The 18732-nt window shown below is 77.4% G+C and carries 1 protein-coding gene; it reads left to right on the plus strand.

Going from position 1 to position 18732, the window contains the following annotated elements; genetic code table 11:
- The first annotated feature begins 20 nt into the window (after positions 1 to 20).
- Positions 21 to 18713 (plus strand): SDR family NAD(P)-dependent oxidoreductase, encoded by an 18693-nt coding sequence (locus ACH4LD_RS35880; protein WP_398106210.1) that lies wholly within the window; start codon positions 21 to 23, stop codon positions 18711 to 18713.
- Positions 18714 to 18732: the final 19 nt, after the last annotated feature.

Genomic DNA, 18732 nt, shown 5'->3' on the forward strand with positions numbered 1-18732 from the left:
TGAGTAACCTGATGTCAGGTGTGAATGACGAACCCATAGCCGTCATCGGTATCGCCTGCCGGATGCCGCAGGCACCGGACGCCCGCCGGTTCTGGCACCTGCTGGACGAGGGCCGGGACGCGGTGGTGGGGGTCCCGGCGGCGCGCCGTCCCGCCGTCGGGGCGGAGTTCGCCGCACTGCTGGACGACGTGACGGCGTTCGACCCGGACCTCTTCGGGATCTCACCGCGCGAGGCGGCCGCCATGGACCCGCGGCAACGGCTCATGCTCGAACTGTCCTGGGAGGCGCTGGAGGACGCGCACACCCCGCCCGCGGTCCTGCGCCGTGGTCCGGCCGGCGTGTTCGTCGGCGCGATGGCCGGTCCGTCGCCCGTCACCGGCGCCGGCGGTACCGGTGTCACCGCCCACACCCTGGCCGGGACGAGTCACGCCATGCTGGCCAACCGCGTCTCCCACGCCCTGGGGCTGCGCGGCCCCAGCTTCACGGTGGACTCCGGCCAGTCCTCCTCGCTGGTCGCCGTGCACCTCGCCTGTGAGAGCCTGCGGCGCGGCGAGTCGCACACCGCGGTGGCCGCCGGCGTCAACCTGCTCCTGAGCGAGACCGGCGCGCTCAGCACACGGCGCTTCGGTGCCCTGTCGCCGGACGGCCGCTGCTACACCTTCGATGCCCGGGCCAACGGGTACGTCCGCGGCGAGGGCGGCGCGGCCGTGGTCCTCAAACCGCTGTCCCGCGCGCTCGCCGACGGGAACCGCGTCCACTGCGTGGTGCTGGGCGGGGCGGTCAACAACGACGGTGCCGACGAGGACCTGACCACCCCGAGCCGCGCGGCGCAGGAAGAGCTCCTGCGCGACGCCTGGCAGCGCTGCGGCGTCCGCCCGGAGCAACTGTCGTACGTCGAACTGCACGGCAGCGGCACCCGGGCCGGCGATCCCGTCGAGGCGCGCGCCCTCGGCGCGGCACTGGGTCCCCACCGGACCGAACCGCTGGCGGTGGGCTCGGTCAAGACCAACATCGGTCACCTGGAGGGCGCCGCGGGCGTCGCGGGGCTGGCCAAGGTGGTGCTCGCCCTCCGGCACGGGCGGCTGCCCGCATCGCTGAACTTCGCCGCGGCGCACCCGGACATCCCGCTGGCCGAGCTGGGGCTGACCGTGCGCCGGAAGGGCGGGGCCTGGCCGCGGGTGACCGGTCCCCGCGTCGCCGGCGTGTCCTCCTTCGGCATGGGCGGCACCAACTGCCACCTGGTGCTCGCCGAACCGCCGCGGGTCCGGACGGTGCGGTCCGCGCGGGTCCGGCGGGGCGCGGACGGGGTGCCGCACACCTGGGTGCTGTCCGGGGCGACTCCCGAGGCGCTGCGTGCCCAGGCGGCCCGGCTGCGCAGCCACCTGGAGGCGGCCGGTCCGCTCCCGCCGGCCGCCGTCGCCCGGACCCTGGCAACCGGGCGGGCGCACCTGGCCCACCGGGCCGCCGTCGTCGGCCGGGACTCCGCAGCGCTCACCGCGGGTCTCGACGCCCTGACCGACGGCCGCCGGACGACCGGTGGGGTCCTGCTGGGCACCGCGTTCCGCCCCGCCCGTACGGCCCTGTTGCTGCGGTCCGGGGTGTCCTTGGAACCGGCCGAGGTGCGCGCCCTGCTCGCCGCCGAACCGGCGTTCGCCGCCGCCGTCGCACGCTGTGAACGGGCCCTCGCCGCCGTCACCGGCCGGGCGGTGCGCGCCGACCTGCTGACCCCCTCGGGCGTCCACGACGAAGAGGCCGCGTTCACCCTGACGATGGCGCTCGGCACGCTGTGGCAGGCACGCGGCCTGCGCGTCGACGCGGTCCTGGGCGAGGGCGGGGCGGAACTCGCCGCCGCCTGTCTGACGGGGTACCTCTCGCTGCCGGAGGCGGTACGGCTCCTGGTCACGGACCGGTCCGCGGCCGCGCCCCCGAAGCGGGCCCGCAGGCGCGGACGGACAAGCACGCTGTACTCGTCGGTGACGGGCGCCGCCGTGGTGGGGGACCGGCTGGCCCCCGACCACTGGAGCCTGCTCCCGGCGCCCGGTGGATGGGCGGATGCCGTGCGCGCTCTGCGGGAAGCGGGGCACGACCTGTTCGTGACGGTGGGGCCGCCACCGACCACCGCGGAGACGGGACCGGTCGCCGTCCCGGGCGGATACGGCGACGCCGGACACCTCCTCGTGTCGGAGGGCACCGGCGCACCGGCCCCGGACACCGCCGTACGGCTGGTGTCCGCCTCCGACGGGCACGGCGACTGCGTGACCCGGTTCCACCGCGCCCTGGCCACCGCGCACGTGCTGGGCGCCGACGTCGACTGGTCGGGGCACTTCACCGGTGGGCCCGCGCCCGCGGACCTGCCGTCCTACGCCTTCCAGCGGCGCTCGTACGCGGTCATGGACGGGCGGGTACCGGCCGAACGCGCGGACGCCGGCCGGGCGCAGGTCCCGGACCTCACCCGCACGACGTCCGAAGTGTCCACCGGCCCGGCCACCGCCTCCGGCGCAGCAGGGACACCGGCCACCGACCGGGAACGGACGGGCAGCGGAGTTCCCGTCCCCGCGGGCGCGGGCTCGGGGGAACCCGACGACGCCGACGCCGTCGTGTCCGGGAACGCCGTCGCCGTCACCACCGCTCCCGCCGGCGTACCCGCGGCCCTCGATGGGCGGGAGGCCGGGCGGCTCGTGAGGGAACTGACGGCGCGGGTGCTCGGGTACGGCGGTGCCGAGGACATCGATCCCGCACGGCCCTTCCGCGACCTCGGCCTCGACTCGGCGCTGTCCCTGGAACTGTGCCGGCGGCTCAGCGCCGCCACGGGGATCACGGTCACGGCGGCGGCGCTGTTCGACCATCCGACCCCGGCCGCGCTCGGCGCCCGTCTCGCCCGCGCCGACGGTACCGGCGGCCCACACCCGTCGGGTACCGCGAACGCGGCCGGCACCGCGCGCACCGCACCGCGCGGCGACGAACCGGTCGCCGTGGTGGCCATGTCCTGCCGGTTCCCCGGTGGCATCGCCTCACCGGAGGACCTGTGGCAGGCGCTGGCCGAGGGCCGGGACACCGCCGGTCCGCTGCCCGCCGGCCGTGGCTGGCCCGCGGGCCCGGACGGGCTGGGGCCGGCCGGCGTCCGCGAAGGCGGGTTCCTGCACGACGCCGACCGGTTCGACGCGGACTTCTTCGGCATCGGCCCGCGCGAGGCCGACGCGCTCGACCCGCAGCAGCGGATCCTGCTGGAACTGGCCTGGGAGACGTTCGAACGCGCCGGACTGGACCCCACCGCGCTGCGCGGCGAACGCGTGGGAGTGTTCATCGGCGGCACCGGCCACGAGTACGGCCCCCGTACCGCGGACGGCTCCCCCGGACACGACGGCTACCTCTTCACCGGCACCACCCCGGCGCTGCTCTCCGGCCGGATCGCCTACGTCCTCGGCCTGGAGGGCCCCGCCCTCACGATCGACACCGCCTGCTCCTCCTCGCTGGTCGCCCTGCACCAGGCGGCGCAGGCCCTGCGGCTCGGCGAGTGCCGGCTCGCCCTGGCGGGCGGGATCACCGTCATGGGCGCGCCCGGTGTCATCACCGAACTCGGCCGCAGGCAGGCGCTGGCATCCGACGGCAGGTGCAAGGCGTTCTCGGACGACGCCGACGGCACCGCCTTCGGCGAGGGCGCGGGTCTGGTGCTGCTGGAGCCGCTGTCCGAGGCCCGCCGCAACGGTCACCCCGTCCTCGCGGTCGTCTGCGGCAGCGCCGTCAACTCCGACGGTGCCAGCAACGGACTCGCGGCACCCAGCGGCCGTGCGCAGCGACAGGTGATCCGTCAGGCGCTCGACGCCGCCGGACTCGGGCCGGACGACGTGGACGCGGTCGAGGCGCACGGCACCGGCACGGCCCTGGGGGACCCGGTCGAAGCCGGCGCGCTCCTCGCCGTCTACGGCGGGGACCGCGACCCGGCCCACCCGATGTGGCTCGGCTCGGTCAAGTCGAACCTGGGCCACACCCAGGCGGCGGCCGGCGTCGCCGGGGTCATCAAGGCCGTCGAGGCGCTGCGCCACCGTGAACTGCCCGCGACCCTGCACGTGACGGAACCGACGCGCGAGGTGGACTGGGGCGGCGGCCGGGTGCGGCTGCTGACCCGGTCCCGGCCGTGGCCCGACCGGGGCCGGCCGCGCCGGGCGGGGGTGTCGTCGTTCGGCATCAGCGGCACCAACGCCCACCTGATCCTCGCGGAGCCCCCGCCCGTCCCGTCCGCGCCCGATGCCCACGTGTCCGAGGCCGGGCCGCGGGAACCGGACACCCGCGAGGCCGGCGAGCCGGGCGGCCCCGACCCGGCGCCCGTCCCCCGGTCCGTGCCCGCCCTGTGGCTGCTGTCCGCCCACACGCCCGCCGCACTGCGTGCTCAGGCACGCGCCTTGGCCCAGTACACCGTGGACCATCCCGGGGCCGACGTACGGCAGGTCGCGCACACCCTTGCCACCGGCCGGGCCCGGCTGTCCCGCCGGGCCGCGGTATGGGGCAGTGACGCGGACGAACTGCGCACCGGCTTGCGGGCGTTGGCGGACCGTTCGGCCCACGCCCGTGCCGAGAGCGGGACCGCCGGCGGCCATGACGGGGTGGCCCTGGTCTTCCCCGGGCAGGGCGGCGAGTGGCCCGGCATGGCGCGCGCCCTGTACGCCGGGTCGCCCGCGTTCGCCCGGCGGCTGCGTACGGCCGTCGAGGCGCTCGCCGCCCACAGTGACCTGACCCTGCGCCACCTCCTGTACGACGAGCCAGGCGCGCTGCTCGGCCGGGTCGACCTGCTGCAGCCCGCCCTGTTCGCCGTGTCGGTGTCGGTCGCCGGGCTGTGGAGCGATCACGGCGTGCCCGTCACCGCCGTCGTCGGGCATTCGCAGGGGGAGATCGCCGCCGCCCACACCGCCGGGGCGCTGAGCCTGGAGGAGGCGGCGCGGATCGTGGCGGTGCGGGCCCGCCTCCTGGCGGAGCCGGCGCCGGACACCGGCGGCATGGCGTCCGTGGCCCTCGGCGAGCGGGAGGTACGCGCGCATCTCGCCGCCCGGGGCTCCGAAGTCCGCGTCGCGGTCGTCAACGGACCGCGTGCCACCGTACTGGCCGGCGACCGGACCGAACTGCGCGCGCTGGTGGCCGAGTGGGAGGCCGGCGGCACACCCGCCCGGCTGCTGGGCGTCGGCTACGCCAGCCACTCCCCGTGGATGGAGCGGCTGCGGGAGAGGCTGACCGAGGCCCTGGCCGGGCCCGCCCCCACGGGGACGGCGGTGCCCTTCTACTCGGCCACCACGGGCGCCCGGTGCCCCGGCACGGCCCTCGACGCCGGCTACTGGTTCCGCAACCTGCGCGAACCGGTCCGGCTCGACCGGGCGGTCCGCGCCATGCTGGCCGACGGCCACAGGCTGTTCGTGGAGGCGGGGCCCCACCCGGTGCTCGGGGACGCGGTCGAGCAGATCGCCGAGGAGACGGGCACGGAGGTCACCGTCCTGGCGTCGCTTCGGCGGGACGACGCGGGCGTGGACCACTTCACGCGCGCGGTCGCCCGCGCGTGGACGGCCGGCGTACCGGTCGACGGGCACCGGCTCGTGCCGGCGCCGTCCGGCCCGCCGGCCGTCCCGCTGCCGACGTACCCGTTCCAGCGGCGGCGCCACTGGCTGGCTCCCGCCGCGCGCCCGGCCGCCGTCGCGGGCGGCCACGGCCTGTTCGGCACGCCGGTCGACGTGGCCGGCACCGGCACCACCGTGCTCACCACCGAGCTGTCCCTGGCCTCCCGTCCCTGGCTGGCCGGTCACACCGTGGCCGGCCGCGTCCTGCTGCCGGCCGCCGCGTACGCCGAGGCGGCCCTGTGGGCGGGCCGGCGGGCCGGGACGCCCCTGCTGCGCGACCTCGTCATCGACACGCCGCTGACCGTGCCGGAGACCGGCGCGGTCACCGTGCAGGCGGTGCTCGGCGACGAGGACGACGGTCGGCGCACCGTCACCCTGTCGTCCCGCCCGGCCGGGCCGGGGAGCGCCGGTGCGTGGACCGTCCACGCCACGGGCGTCCTGACTGCCGATCCGGCACCGGACCCGGGCGAGGGCTCGTCCCCCTGGGCGCCGCCCGGGCAGCCCACGGCCCCTGACGGGTGGTACGAGGATCTGCTCGCCGCCGGCTACGCCTACGACGGGCCGTTCCGCGCCCTGACCGGAGTGTGGCGGGCCGGGGACGGGGACGGCGGCACCTCCTTCGCGACGGCCCGCCTGAGCGACGCGTACGGGGTCGCCGGGTTCGCACTGCATCCGGCCCTGCTGGACGCCGTACTGCAACCGCTGCTGCGCGACGCGGCCGGGGCCGACGGGGACGTGCTGTTGCCGTACTCCCTCAAGGACGTCCGCGTCCTGGTCGCGGGGGCCCGCGATCTGCGGGTGCGGGCCGTCGCGCTGGGTCCCGGCACCCACCGGGTGCTGGCCACCGACCCCTCCGGGACGCCGGTGCTGGAGATCGGCGAGGTGGCGCTTCGTCCCGCGCCCCGGTCCGGCCCCGGCGACCGGGACCTGTACCGCCTGCTGTGGCGCGAGACCGCCGGGCCGGGGGCACGCGGCGCGGACGCGGACGACGACGTCCTGGAGATGGTGCACTGTGCCGGCCCCGGCGGCGCCGACCCGGCCGCCGCCGCGCACGAGACGGCCCGGTCCGCGCTGGCCGCCGTGCGCGCCTGGCGGGCGCGGGGCGAACGCGGACGGCTGCTGATCAGCACCCGCCGGGCCGTGGCCGTCGCGGACGGGGAGCCGGTCCTCGATCCCGGGGCCGCGGCGGTGTGGGGGCTGCTGCGGTGCGCCCAGCGCGAGCATCCCGGCCGGCTGGTGCTGGTGGACCTGGACGAGCCGGCCCCCTCCGCCGACGCGCTGTCCCCTTCCGGTACGGGTACCGGTGGTGCGGGTGGCGGGAACGCCGACGCCGATGGCGGGCAGACGGCCGGCGGCGGTGACGAGCCGGTGGACCCGGCCGACCGCACCGCGTTGCGGGCCGCCGCGGCCTGCGGCGCGGACCAGGTGGCGGTGCGCCGCGGCCGGCTCCTCACGCCGTGTCTGACCCGTCTCACCGTCCCGGAACCGCTGGAGCCGGCTCGCGAGCCGCGAACGCCCGCCCCGGAGCACGCCACGGAATCGGCACCCGGACCGGCCACCCCGCCGCACAGCGCGGAGACACCCGCGCCGGTCACACCGCACCCCGACCCGCAGACACCCCCACCGCACAACGCGGAGGCACCACCACCGACCGCCCCACCCCACAACCCGCAGACACCCGCACCGGAACGCGTCACCGCCCCGGCACCCGGACCGGCCACACCGCCCGGCAGCCCGGAGTACGCGCCCGCACGTGTCCCGGGCCGGGCCCGGGAACCGCGCGCGTCCGACCCGGCCGGTGACCCCGGCCGGGGTCACCCCGTTCCCGGCGCACCCGACCGGAACGGCACCGTTGTGATCACCGGGGGCACCGGGACGCTCGGCGCGCTGGTGGCCCGGCACCTGCGCGCACGGGGCTTCCGGCACCTGCTGCTGCTCGGCCGCCAGGGCCCCGCGGCGCCCGGCGCCCGACGGCTGGCGGCCGAGCTGGGACCCGACGCGCGGATCGTCGCGTGCGACGCGGCCGACCGGGACGCCCTCGGCGCGGTCCTGGCCGGCATACCCGCCGCGCACCCGCTGACCGCGGTCGTGCACGCGGCAGGCGTCCTCGACGACACGACGGTGGGGACCCTCACCACGCGTCGGCTGAGCACCGTCCTGCGGGCCAAGGCGGACAGCGCCTGGCACCTGCACACGCTCACCCGTGCGGCCCGGCCCGCCGCGTTCGTGCTCTTCTCCTCCGTAGTCGGCACCCTCGGCGCCGAGGGCCAGGCCAACTACGGCGCGGCCAACGCCTTCCTCGACGCGCTGGCGGTGCTGCGGCGTGCCGAAGGGCTGCCCGCCACCTCGGTGGCGTGGGGGCTGTGGGAGCGCGAGAGCGCCATGACCCGCGCCATGGGACGGGCGGACCGCGCCCGCTTCGGGCGCCGCGGCATCTCTCCGCTCACCGACGAGGACGGGCTGCGGGTGCTGGACGCCGTGCTGGCCGGCGGCCTTCCCGCCCACGTGATCGGGGCCCGCCTGGACCCGGTGCGGGCGCAGGCACCGGAGCGGCCCGCTGCGGAACCGACGGACGAGAGCTGGCGGGAACGCCTGCGGGGCCTGCCCGAGGACCGCCGCCGGGCCACCGCGCTCGCTCTGGTCCGCCGCCTGACGGCCGAGGTCCTGGGGCACGAGGACCCCGCCGCGGTGGATCCCGGCCGCGCCTTCCGCGACCTCGGTCTGGACTCGCTGTCCGCCACCGAGCTGCGGCGCCGGCTCGGCGCGGCGACCGGCCTGCGGCTGCGGACCACGGTGGTGTTCGATCACCCCACCGCCGCCGCCCTGGCCGGCCATCTGGTGTCGGCGGCCCTGTCCGACCGGGGGACTCCCCGCCACGGGGCGGCCGACGGGACCGGAGCGGCGGCGACGGGTCCGGCCGGGCGAGGAGCCGGTGAGCCGATCGCCGTCGTGGCGATGGCCTGCCGCTTCCCGGGCGAGGTGCGCTCACCGGAGGACCTGTGGCGCGTGGTCACGGACGGCGTCGACACGCTGACGCCCCTCCCGGCGGACCGGGGCTGGCCCCGAACCGCCCTGGCGACCACGCGCGGCGGCTTCCTGGCCGGCGCCGACCGCTTCGACGCCGCCTTCTTCGGCGTCTCGACGCGCGAGGCCCTCGCGATGGACCCCCAGCAGCGGCTGCTGCTGGAGGTCGGCTGGGAGACGCTGGAACGCGCGGGGCTCGTCCCCGCCGACCTGCGCGGCAGCAGGACCGGGGTGTTCACCGGCGTCATGGCCCAGGAGTACGGGCCCCGGCTCGCGGACGCCGGGGAGAGCGGCGGGCACCTGCTGACCGGCACCTCCGCGAGCGTGGCGTCAGGACGGCTCGCCTACACCTTCGGGTTCGAGGGCCCGGCCATCACGGTGGACACCGCCTGCTCCTCCTCCCTGGTCGCCCTGCACCTGGCCGCCCAGTCCCTGCGGTCGGGCGAGTGCGACCTGGCGCTGGCCGGCGGCGCCACCGTGATGGCCACACCCGGCGTGCTGGCCGAGTTCACCCGGCAGGGCGGGCTCGCCCCCGACGGCCGCTGCAAGTCCTTCGCCGACGCCGCCGACGGCACCGGATTCGCCGAGGGCGCGGGCCTGGTGCTGCTGGAACGCCTCACTGACGCCGTCGCCGCCGGACATCCCGTGCTGGCCGTGATCCGGGGCAGCGCCGTCAACTCCGACGGCGGGGGCAACGGGCTGACCGCCCCGCACGGTGCGGCCCAGGAGCGCGTGATCCGGCAGGCCCTGGCCGCGGCCGGGCTCGGACCGCACGAGGTGGACGCCGTCGAGGCACACGGCACCGGCACGGCACTGGGCGACCCGATCGAGGCGTCCGCCCTGATCTCCGCCTACGGCGGTGACCGCCGCGCGCCGCTGTGGATCGGCTCGGTGAAGTCCGTCCTCGGACACACGCAGGCCGCCGCGGGTGTGGCCGGTGTCATCAAGACGGTGCAAGCGCTGCGGCACGGGGTCCTGCCGCGCACCCTGCACGTGGACCGGCCCACCGGCAAGGTCGACTGGGACGGCGGCGGGGTCGCCGTCCTGACCGAGTCCCGGCCCTGGCCGAGGTCCGCGGCACCGCGCCGCGCCGGTGTGTCGGCCTTCGGCATCAGCGGCACCAACGCCCATCTCATCCTGGAGGAACCCCCGGCTCCCGGCGGCTCGGCGGACGCGGTGGCCGGGCGGGCCGCCCCGCACCGCACCGCAACCGGGGAAGAGCGGCCGCTGCCCTGGCTGTTGTCCGCCCGGGACGAGACCGCCCTGCGCGAGCAGGCGGTGCAACTGGCCCGCCACCTATCCGCCGCACCCGGCACAGCGCCCGCCGACGTGGCACGCACGCTGGCCGGTCACCGGTCCCGTTTCGCCGTACGGGCCGCGGTGGTCGCCGCCGGACGCGACCGGCTCGTCGAAGGGCTGGAAGCCCTGGCGGCGGGACGTACCACGTCCTCGGTGGTGCGGGCCCCCGCGGCCGAACCCGGCGGCACGGCCGTGCTGTTCACCGGGCAGGGCAGCCAGCGGCTCGGCATGGGGCGGGACCTGTACGCCGCGTTCCCCGCGTTCGCGGCGGCCTTCGACGAGGTCTGCGACCTCCTCGACCCGTGTCTGGACCGCCCGCTGCGCGAGGTCATGTGGCGGGACGAGACAGCGCTGCACCACACCCGGTACACCCAGCCCGCGCTGTTCGCGCTGGAGACGGCCCTCTTCCGGCTGCTGAGCGGCTGGGGGCTGCGGCCCGACCGTCTCGTCGGCCACTCCGTCGGCGAGATCGCCGCCGCGCACGCCGCGGGCGTGTTCAGCCTCGCGGACGCCTGCACGCTGGTGTGCGCCCGCGGCCGTCTGGTGGAGGAGCGCTCGCCGGCCGGGGCCATGCTCGCGGTGCTCGCCGCAGAGCACGAGGTGCTGCCCTTCCTCACCAGGCGTGCCGTCTGGATCGCCGCCGTCAACGGCGACCGCTCGGTCTCGGTCTCCGGGGAACCGGCGGCCGTGGAGGAACTGGCCGCCGCCCTGGCCGCGGCGGGTGTGCGGGCGGTCCGTCTGCCGGGCGACCGGGCCTTCCACTCGCCACTGCTGAAGGAGGCCGTCGGAGACTTCCACCGGGTCCTGCTCGGCCTGGAGTTCCGGCCGGCCACGGTTCCGGTCGTCTCCACGCTGACCGGCCGCCCGGCCACCGCCGACGAACTGTCCTCCCCCGGTTACTGGACCCGGCAACTGCTGAGCCCGGTACGGTTCCTGGAGGCGTCCCGCGCCCTCGCCGCCGAGGGCGTGACCGTTCTCGTGGAGGCCGGTCCCGACTCCACCCTGAGCCGGATGGTGCCGGACGCCGTCACCGTGCCGCTGCTGGGCGGGACCGGTACCGAGCCGCACCGCCTGGCCTCGGCGCTGGCCCGCGCCCACTGCGCGGGTATGTCCCTGGACTGGGCGGCCGTGCTGCCGGGCCGGCTCACGGATCTGCCGACGTACCCCTTCGGGGGTAGCCGCTTCTGGCTGGCGGACGGAACGGCGGGGCCGGACGTCGCCGAGGACCGGCCGGCCCCGCTCCACCGGGCACGGCCGCAGACGCACGCCGACCCGCGACCCGCCGGTACGACCACGGGGCACGCCGACGCGCCCGGCACCCACCCGGAGCATTCCGATGCGCCCGGCACGCGTCCCGGGCTGCCCGCCGCGCCCCGCACGGGTCCCGGAACGCCCGGCGGGCATCCCGATTCGTCCGTCGCCGACCCCACCCCGTACACCGCCGCACCGGGTGCACCCGGTGCACCCGGTGCACCCGGTGCACCCGGTGCACCCGGTCCCACCCGCTACCACGTCGTCTGGCACCGCCGGACCGCCGGACCGGCGGGCGTCCCCTCGGACACCGGCCCCTCGGGCACCGGCGGAGACACCGCGCGGGCGGCCGTCCGCGGCCACTGGGCCCTGCTCGTACCGGACGGGACGGACGGAGGGACCCGGTCGGCGGACCCGTCGGCCGAAACCCCGGCCGGGGACCTGGCCTCGACTCTGTCCGGAGCGCTCGCGGACGCCGGCGCGCGGATCACCCGGCTCACCGTCACGGGACACACCGAGCGGGCCGAGCTGGCCGCGCGGTTGCGCGGGGCCGGGCCGCTGGACGGGGTGCTGTCCCTGCTCGCCCTGGACGCGCGGCCCCATCCGGTGCACCCGGATCTGCGCGCGGGAACGGCCGCTACCCTCCTGCTGCTGGGAGCGGCCGGTGACGCCGCGCCCGGGACACCGTTGTGGCTGCTCACCCGTGGCGCCGTCGACGCGGGCGGGGAGCCGGTGACCTCTGCGGCGCAGGCGGCGGTGTGGGGGCTGGTGCGAACCGCGGCGCTGGAGGATCCGGCCCGGCGCCACGTGCTGGTCGACCTGCCGGCCGTGACCGACCGCGCGGCCGTCGGCCGACTGGTGCGGGTGCTGGACCACGCCGGCCCGGAGGAGGCGCTCGCCCTGCGCGCGGACGGTCTCCACGTGCGCCGGCTCGCCGTCGCACCACCACTCTCCGCGGTCCGCGGCTGGCGGCCGCGCGGCACCGCGTTGGTGACCGGCGGAGCGGGGGCGCTCGGCGGTCACACCGCCGAGTGGCTGGTCCACCACGGCACCCGGCATGTCGTCCTGCTCAGCCGCCGTGGTCCGGGCGCCCCTGGCGCCACGGGGCTGACCAGGCGGCTGCTCTCCGCCGGTGCCACGGTCTCCCATGTCGCCTGCGACGTGAGCGACCGCGCGGCTCTCACCGCGGCGTGGGAGCGTGCCGAGGCGGAACACGGCCCGATCCGCACCGTGGTGCACGCCGCCGGGGTGGACCACCGGGCCCCGGTGGCCGGCACCGGCGCCGGTGAGCTGGCGGCGGCGCTGGCGGCCAAGGCGACCGGCGCCGTTCTGCTGGACGAACTCGCCGGTGACTCCGTGGACGCGTTCGTCGTCTTCTCATCGGCCGCCGGCGTGTGGGGCGGGGTGGAACAGGGCGCCTACGCGGCGGCCAACGCCTGCGCCGACGCCGTGGCCGAGCGCCGCTTCCAGCGTGGTCTTCCCGCCACCTCGGTGGCCTGGGGCCCCTGGTCCGGCGGCGGCATGGCGCGGGAGGAGCGGCTGGCCGACCGGCTGCTGCGCGGCGGCCTGCGCTTCCTCGCACCGGACGCGGCCCTCGCGGCGATGCGGGAGGCCGTCGAGGACGGGCGGCCCACCGTGACCGTGGCCGATGTCGACTGGCCCCGCTTCGCCGCCGTCCTGCGGGCGGCCGGGCCCCGGCCGCTGCTGGACCTGGTCGCGCCGCCGGCCGCCGGCTCCGACGGCCGGCGGCCGGCGGGGCCGCGCCCGCAGCGGGCGACGGAGACACCGGCACGCACGCGTGATCTGGTCGTCGCACAGGTCTCGGCGGTCACCGGCCATCCGGTGGCCGGGATCGATCCGGCCCTCCCGTTCCACGCGCTGGGTGTGGACTCGCTGCTCGCCGTCGACCTGCGTGACCGGCTGGCCGCCGCGATCGGCGCCCCCCTGCCGGCCACGCTGGTCTACGACCACCCCACCCCGGACGCCGTCGCCCGCCTGCTGGCGGACACGCCGGCGCCCGCGCTCTTGGACGGGTACGCGGCCGGGGAGGGGACGGCCGTGCAGGGGGGCGCTCCGGCGGACCACGGCACCGGCGCGTACCGGGTGGGAGCCCCGGGGGCCCCCGGGGCTCCCGTCGGCCCCGGCACCGGCCGGACCACGTCCGCCACCGGCCTCACGGAAGACACGGAGGCCGCGAAGGACACGGACGGCACACGGGCCGGGAACGACGCCCCGAGCGCGACCGGCTCCCCCACCGCGACCGGCACCCCCGCCACGGAAGGCTCCCCGGCGCACGAGGAGCGGACGCGGGCCGACGCCCCGACGGCGGGCGGCGGCCGGGCAGCGGACGAGGACCCGGCCGGGAACGACGACGGCGGCGGAGCGGACAGCCGCGTCCGGGACGCCTGCCGCACCGACGCCGAGGACCGCGCCGGGGCGGACAGCGGGACCGCCGACCACCGCGGCACCGCCGGCGCGGGCGGTGGCGGCGCGGAACCCATCGCGATCGTCGGCATGGCCTGCCGCCTGCCGGGCGGAGTGCACTCACCGGACGAGTTGTGGCAGTTGCTGGCGCGGGGCGAGGACGTCATCGGGCCCTTCCCCACCGACCGCGGCTGGGACCTCGCCGCCCTGCACTCCCCCGCCGCCCCGCTCGGCGCGGACGCCGACGTGCCGGCACCCGGGCACAGCTACGTACGCGAAGGGGGCTTCCTGGCGGACGCGGCGGGCTTCGACGCGGAGTTCTTCGGGATCACCCCGCGCGAGGCACGGGCGATGGACCCGCAGCAGCGGATCCTCCTGGAGGTCGCCTGGGAGGCCCTGGAGCACGGCGGGATCGACCCGGCGGCCCTGCGCGGCACGTCGGCGGGTGTCTTCGTCGGCGCCTGGACGCAGGACTACGACGCGGACGGAGCCGTCTTGGGCACCTCGGGCCACCACGTCACCGGCACCGCCTCCAGTGTCGTCTCCGGACGGGTGGCCTACACGCTCGGACTGCACGGGCCGGCCCTCACCGTCGACACCGCCTGTTCCTCCTCGCTGGTCGCCGTCCATGTGGCGAGCCAGGCCCTGCGCGCGCGGGAGTGTTCGCTGGCACTGGCCGGCGGGGTCACCGTGATGGCGGGGCCGGGTCCCTTCCAGGAGTTCAGCCGGCAACGCGGACTCGCACCGGACGGCCGGTGCAAACCGTTCGCGGCCGCCGCCGACGGCACCGGATGGAGCGAGGGCGCCGGGCTGCTCGTTCTCGAACGGCTGTCGGACGCCGTGCGCGCCGGACACCGGGTGCTGGCCCTGCTGCGCGGCAGCGCCGTCAACTCCGACGGCGCCAGCAACGGCCTGACCGCGCCCAACGGGCCCGCTCAGGAGCGGGTCGTCCGCCAGGCCCAGGCCATGGCCGCGCTCGCCCCCGGGGATGTCGACGCCGTCGAGGCGCACGGCACCGGGACCACGCTCGGAGACCCCGTCGAGGCCCGCGCCCTGCACGCCTCCTACGGCGAACGCCACCCGGGCGGCGAGCCGCTGCTCATCGGCTCGGCCAAGTCCAACCTGGGGCACACCCAGGCCGCCGCCGGCGTGACCGGGATCATCAAGATGGTGCAGGCCATGCGGTACGGCGTACTGCCGCGCACCCTGCACGTGGACCGGCCCACGCCGTACGTCGACTGGGACGAGCGGCGGGTACGGCTGCTGACCGCGACTACGCCGTGGCCGCGGACCGGGCGGCCCCGCCGGGCCGGTGTGTCGGCGTTCGGACTCAGCGGCACCAACGCCCACGTCATTCTCGAACAAGCCCCGGTACACACATCGGGACCCGTACCGGACGTCGCGCCGGGCGCGCTCGTCGTGTGGCCGCTGTCCGCCTGTTCCGACGCGGCGCTGCGCGCGGCGGCCCGTGCCCTGGCCGCACGGGAGCCGGAGCCCCCGGCCGCGGTCGCGCACGCGCTCGCCACCACCCGGCACGTGTTCGAGGAGCGGGCGGCCGTCGTCGCGCGCACACCCGAGGAGTTCGCGGCGGTGCTGGAGCGTCTGGCGGACGGGGCCGACGACCCCCGCCTGGTGCGGGGGCGGGCGCAGGGCCGGCAGCGGCTCGGACTGCTCCTGCCCGGTGAGCCGTACCGGCCGGACGCCGGCCGTGAACTCGCGAGGGCGCACCCGGTGTTCGCGGCGGCGTGGCGGGAGGAGGCCGGTCGCCTGGGGCTGCCCGCCGACGCGTCGGCGGGCGGGGACCCCGCCGCCCGGACCTTCGCGTTCGCGATGGCGCTCGCCCGCACGCTCGCCCGGCACGGCGTGCACCCCTTCTTCGTCGGGGGCCGCGGGCCGGGACGCGTGGCCGCCGCCCGGCTGGCGGGAGTGCTGACCCCCGAGGGCGCCGCCGCCCTGGTCACCGCCGGCGACCGGATCGGCGAGGTGGTGGCGCGGCTGGAGTTCCGGCCGCCCGGGCTGCCCGTGGTGTCGGACGTGACCGGTGAGGAGGTGGGGCCGGACGTCCTGCGCTCGGCCGCGTACTGGGCAGCGCGGGAACCGCGTGCCCCGTACGCTCCGGCGGACTCGCCCGCGCTGCTGCTGGGCGGGGGGCCCTGGACCTCCGCGGCACGCGCGGACGGCGGGGCCGGCGAACAGGGCCGGGTCGTCCTGGTCCGGCCCGGCCGGACGGAACCGGACGCGCTGGCGTGGGCCCTGGCCGAAGCCTATGCGGCCGGGGTCGCGGTGGACTGGTACCCCGGCTACGGGCCCTCCGCGCTGGAGCTGCCCCTCTACCCGTTCCGGCACACCCGGTTCTGGGCCGGGGGCGCGACGGCGCCGGCCGGGCATCCGCTGCTGGAGTCGTCGTACACACAGGAGGACGGCACGGTGGTGCACACCGGCCGTGTGTCCGTCACCGCCCAGCCGTGGACCGCCGACCACCAGGTGCTGGGGCGGACCGTGGTGCCGGGCACCACCTGGCTGGAACTGTGCGCCTGGGCGGGAGGCCGGGTCGGCTGCCCGCACGTCGCCGAGCTGACCCATCACGCACCACTGGTCCTCGCCGGGAACGCCGACGCGCGCATCGAACTGCGACTGGGTCCGGAGAGCTCCGGCAGCCGGGCGGTGACCCTGCTGCACCACGGGGACGGCTCCGCCGGGGCAACCGTGCTGGCGCGGGGCGCGCTCACCATCGGCTCCGGTGCCGCCGAGGCCCCCCGGGCCGGAGCGCAGGCGTGGCCGCCCCCGGGCGCGGTGGAGGTACCGGCCGACGCCTTCTACGACGATCATGCCGCCCTGGGCGCTTATCGCTGGGGGCCCTCCTTCCGTTCACTGGTCCGCTGCTGGCGCCGCGGGGAGGAACTGTTCGCGGAGCTGCGCGCCCAACCAGGCGTGCACGGGGCGGCGACCGGGGTCCACCCGGTGCTGCTGGACGGGGCGCTGCACGCCCTAGGGCTCGACGGCGTCCCGGAACGGCTGACACCGCTGCTGGACGGTTCCGGGCCCGAGGGGCGGCTGCTGCCGCACATCCCGTTCGTGTGGCGCGGGTTCGCGATCCACCGGTCGGCGACCGGCGTCCTGCGCGTGGCGTTGCGCCCCCATGACGGCGGGGAGATGAGCGTGGACATCGCCGACGACCGGGGGGAGCCGGTCGCGTCCGTGGAGGCGCTGCTCCTCCTGCCGATCTCCCGGGATCGTCTCCTGTCCCGGTCCGCCGGGGGCGTGACGCGCGGCTCCGTCCCGTCCTCGCCGCCGCCCTCCGGATCGCACCACCCTGCCCGCCCCGAAGAAGACAGACGGCGCGACCGGGCCGTGCCCTCACCACGGTCCGCTCCGTCCGCGCGCCCCCGAGGGGTGCCGCACGACCCGGCCGGACCCTCGCCGCAGCCGCCCGTCGACGGCCTGCTGCACCGGCCGGAATGGGTGGCGCTCCCGCGCCCCGCGGCGGGCGCTCCCGAGCCGGTCACCGTGTGCGGCCCGGACCCCGCACGGGCACTGGGCGCTGTGCCGGCCGGTCCCGGGGCCGTGGTGGTGGAGCTGCCGGTTCCCGAGGGCACCGGTCCGCGGGCCGTGCACTCCGCGACCCGTACGGCGCTGGAGATCGTACGGACCTGGCTGGCGCGGCCGGAGCCGGACGGTGCCCATCTGGTGGTCGTCACGCGGGGCGCGGTGGCCGTGCCGCCGGCAGGGACGGCGGACCCGGCGCACGCCGCCTGCTGGGGGCTGCTGGCCTCGGTCCAGTCCGAGCATCCGGGCAGGTGCACGGTGGTGGACGTGGACGGCACCGAGGTGTCCCGGGCGGTGCTGCCGGCCGCGGTGGCGGACTCGCGTGCGGCGGGCCGGTCCCGGCTGGCCCTGCGCGCCGGGGCCGTCTTCGGAGAGGCCGTGGTGCCGCTTCCCGCGCAGGCGCGCCCCGTCGCGCCTTCCCTGGATCCGGACGGGACGGTCCTGATCACCGGGGGCGACGGTGCGCTCGCCGCGGTGTTCGCCCGGCACTTGGTCACCGCCCACGGCGCCCGGCACCTGCTGCTGGCCGGCCGGCGCGGCGCGGACCCCCGCGGACTGGTGGCCGAGCTCGGCGCGCTCGGTGCCCGGGTCACCGTGGCGGCGTGCGACGTCACGGACCCGGACGCACTGGCCCGGCTGGTCGCGGGTGTACCGGCGCACCGTCCGCTGACGGCGGTGCTGCACACCGCGGGAACGCTCGGCGACGCGGTTGTCACGGCGCTGAGCCCGGAGCGGCTGACACAGGTACTGCGTCCCAAGGTCGATGCCGCGTGGACGCTGCACGAGCTGACGAGGGACCGGCCGCCGGCGATGTTCGTGCTGTTCTCCTCCGCGGCGGGCATCCTGGGCACCGCCGGGCAGGCCGCCTACGCCGCCGCCAACCGGTCACTGGACGCGTTGGCCCGGCACCGGCGTTCCCTCGGGCTGCCGGCGGTATCGCTGGCGTGGGGGCTGTGGGAACCGGTGGCGGGCATGGCGGCCGCGCTGGGCGACGCGGACCTGGCCCGCATCCGGCGCGGCGGCATGCTGCCGATCACCGCCGAAGAGGGCGTGGTGCTCTTCGACGCGGCGCTGGCGGCCGGGGACCCGGTCCTGTTGCCGGGACGGCTGACAGGTGACCGGCGGCCCTCCGCCGGCACCGCCCCGGAGGAGGGAGCGCGCGAGAACGCCCGGGCGGAACCCCGCCGGGGAGCGGAACTGCTGGACCTGGTCCTGGACGCGGTGGCGGAGATCACCGGTCACCGCCGGGGCTTCCTCGACCCCGGCCGGCAGTTCCACGCCCTGGGACTGGACTCGCTGATGACGGTCGAGCTGCGCAACCGGCTGTCCGGGGAGACGGGCCTGTCCCTGCCGGCCGCACTCGCGTTCAGTCACCCCACACCGGCGGCGGTCGCCGGCCATCTGGAGCGCTTGCTGGCACCCGGTCCGGAGCCGGAACCGTCCGGTCACGGCGGGGACGGTCACACGGAAGCACGGCCGTCCGGGGGGGATGACGACGCCGGTCTGGCGGAGTTGTCCGCCGACGAACTGGTCGCCCTGGCGCTGAGCGAGTCCTACGACGACCTGTGACGGCTTCTGCGGTGCGGGC

This window comes from Streptomyces sp. NPDC017676 (assembly GCF_044329325.1).
Taxonomy (GTDB): domain Bacteria; phylum Actinomycetota; class Actinomycetes; order Streptomycetales; family Streptomycetaceae; genus Streptomyces.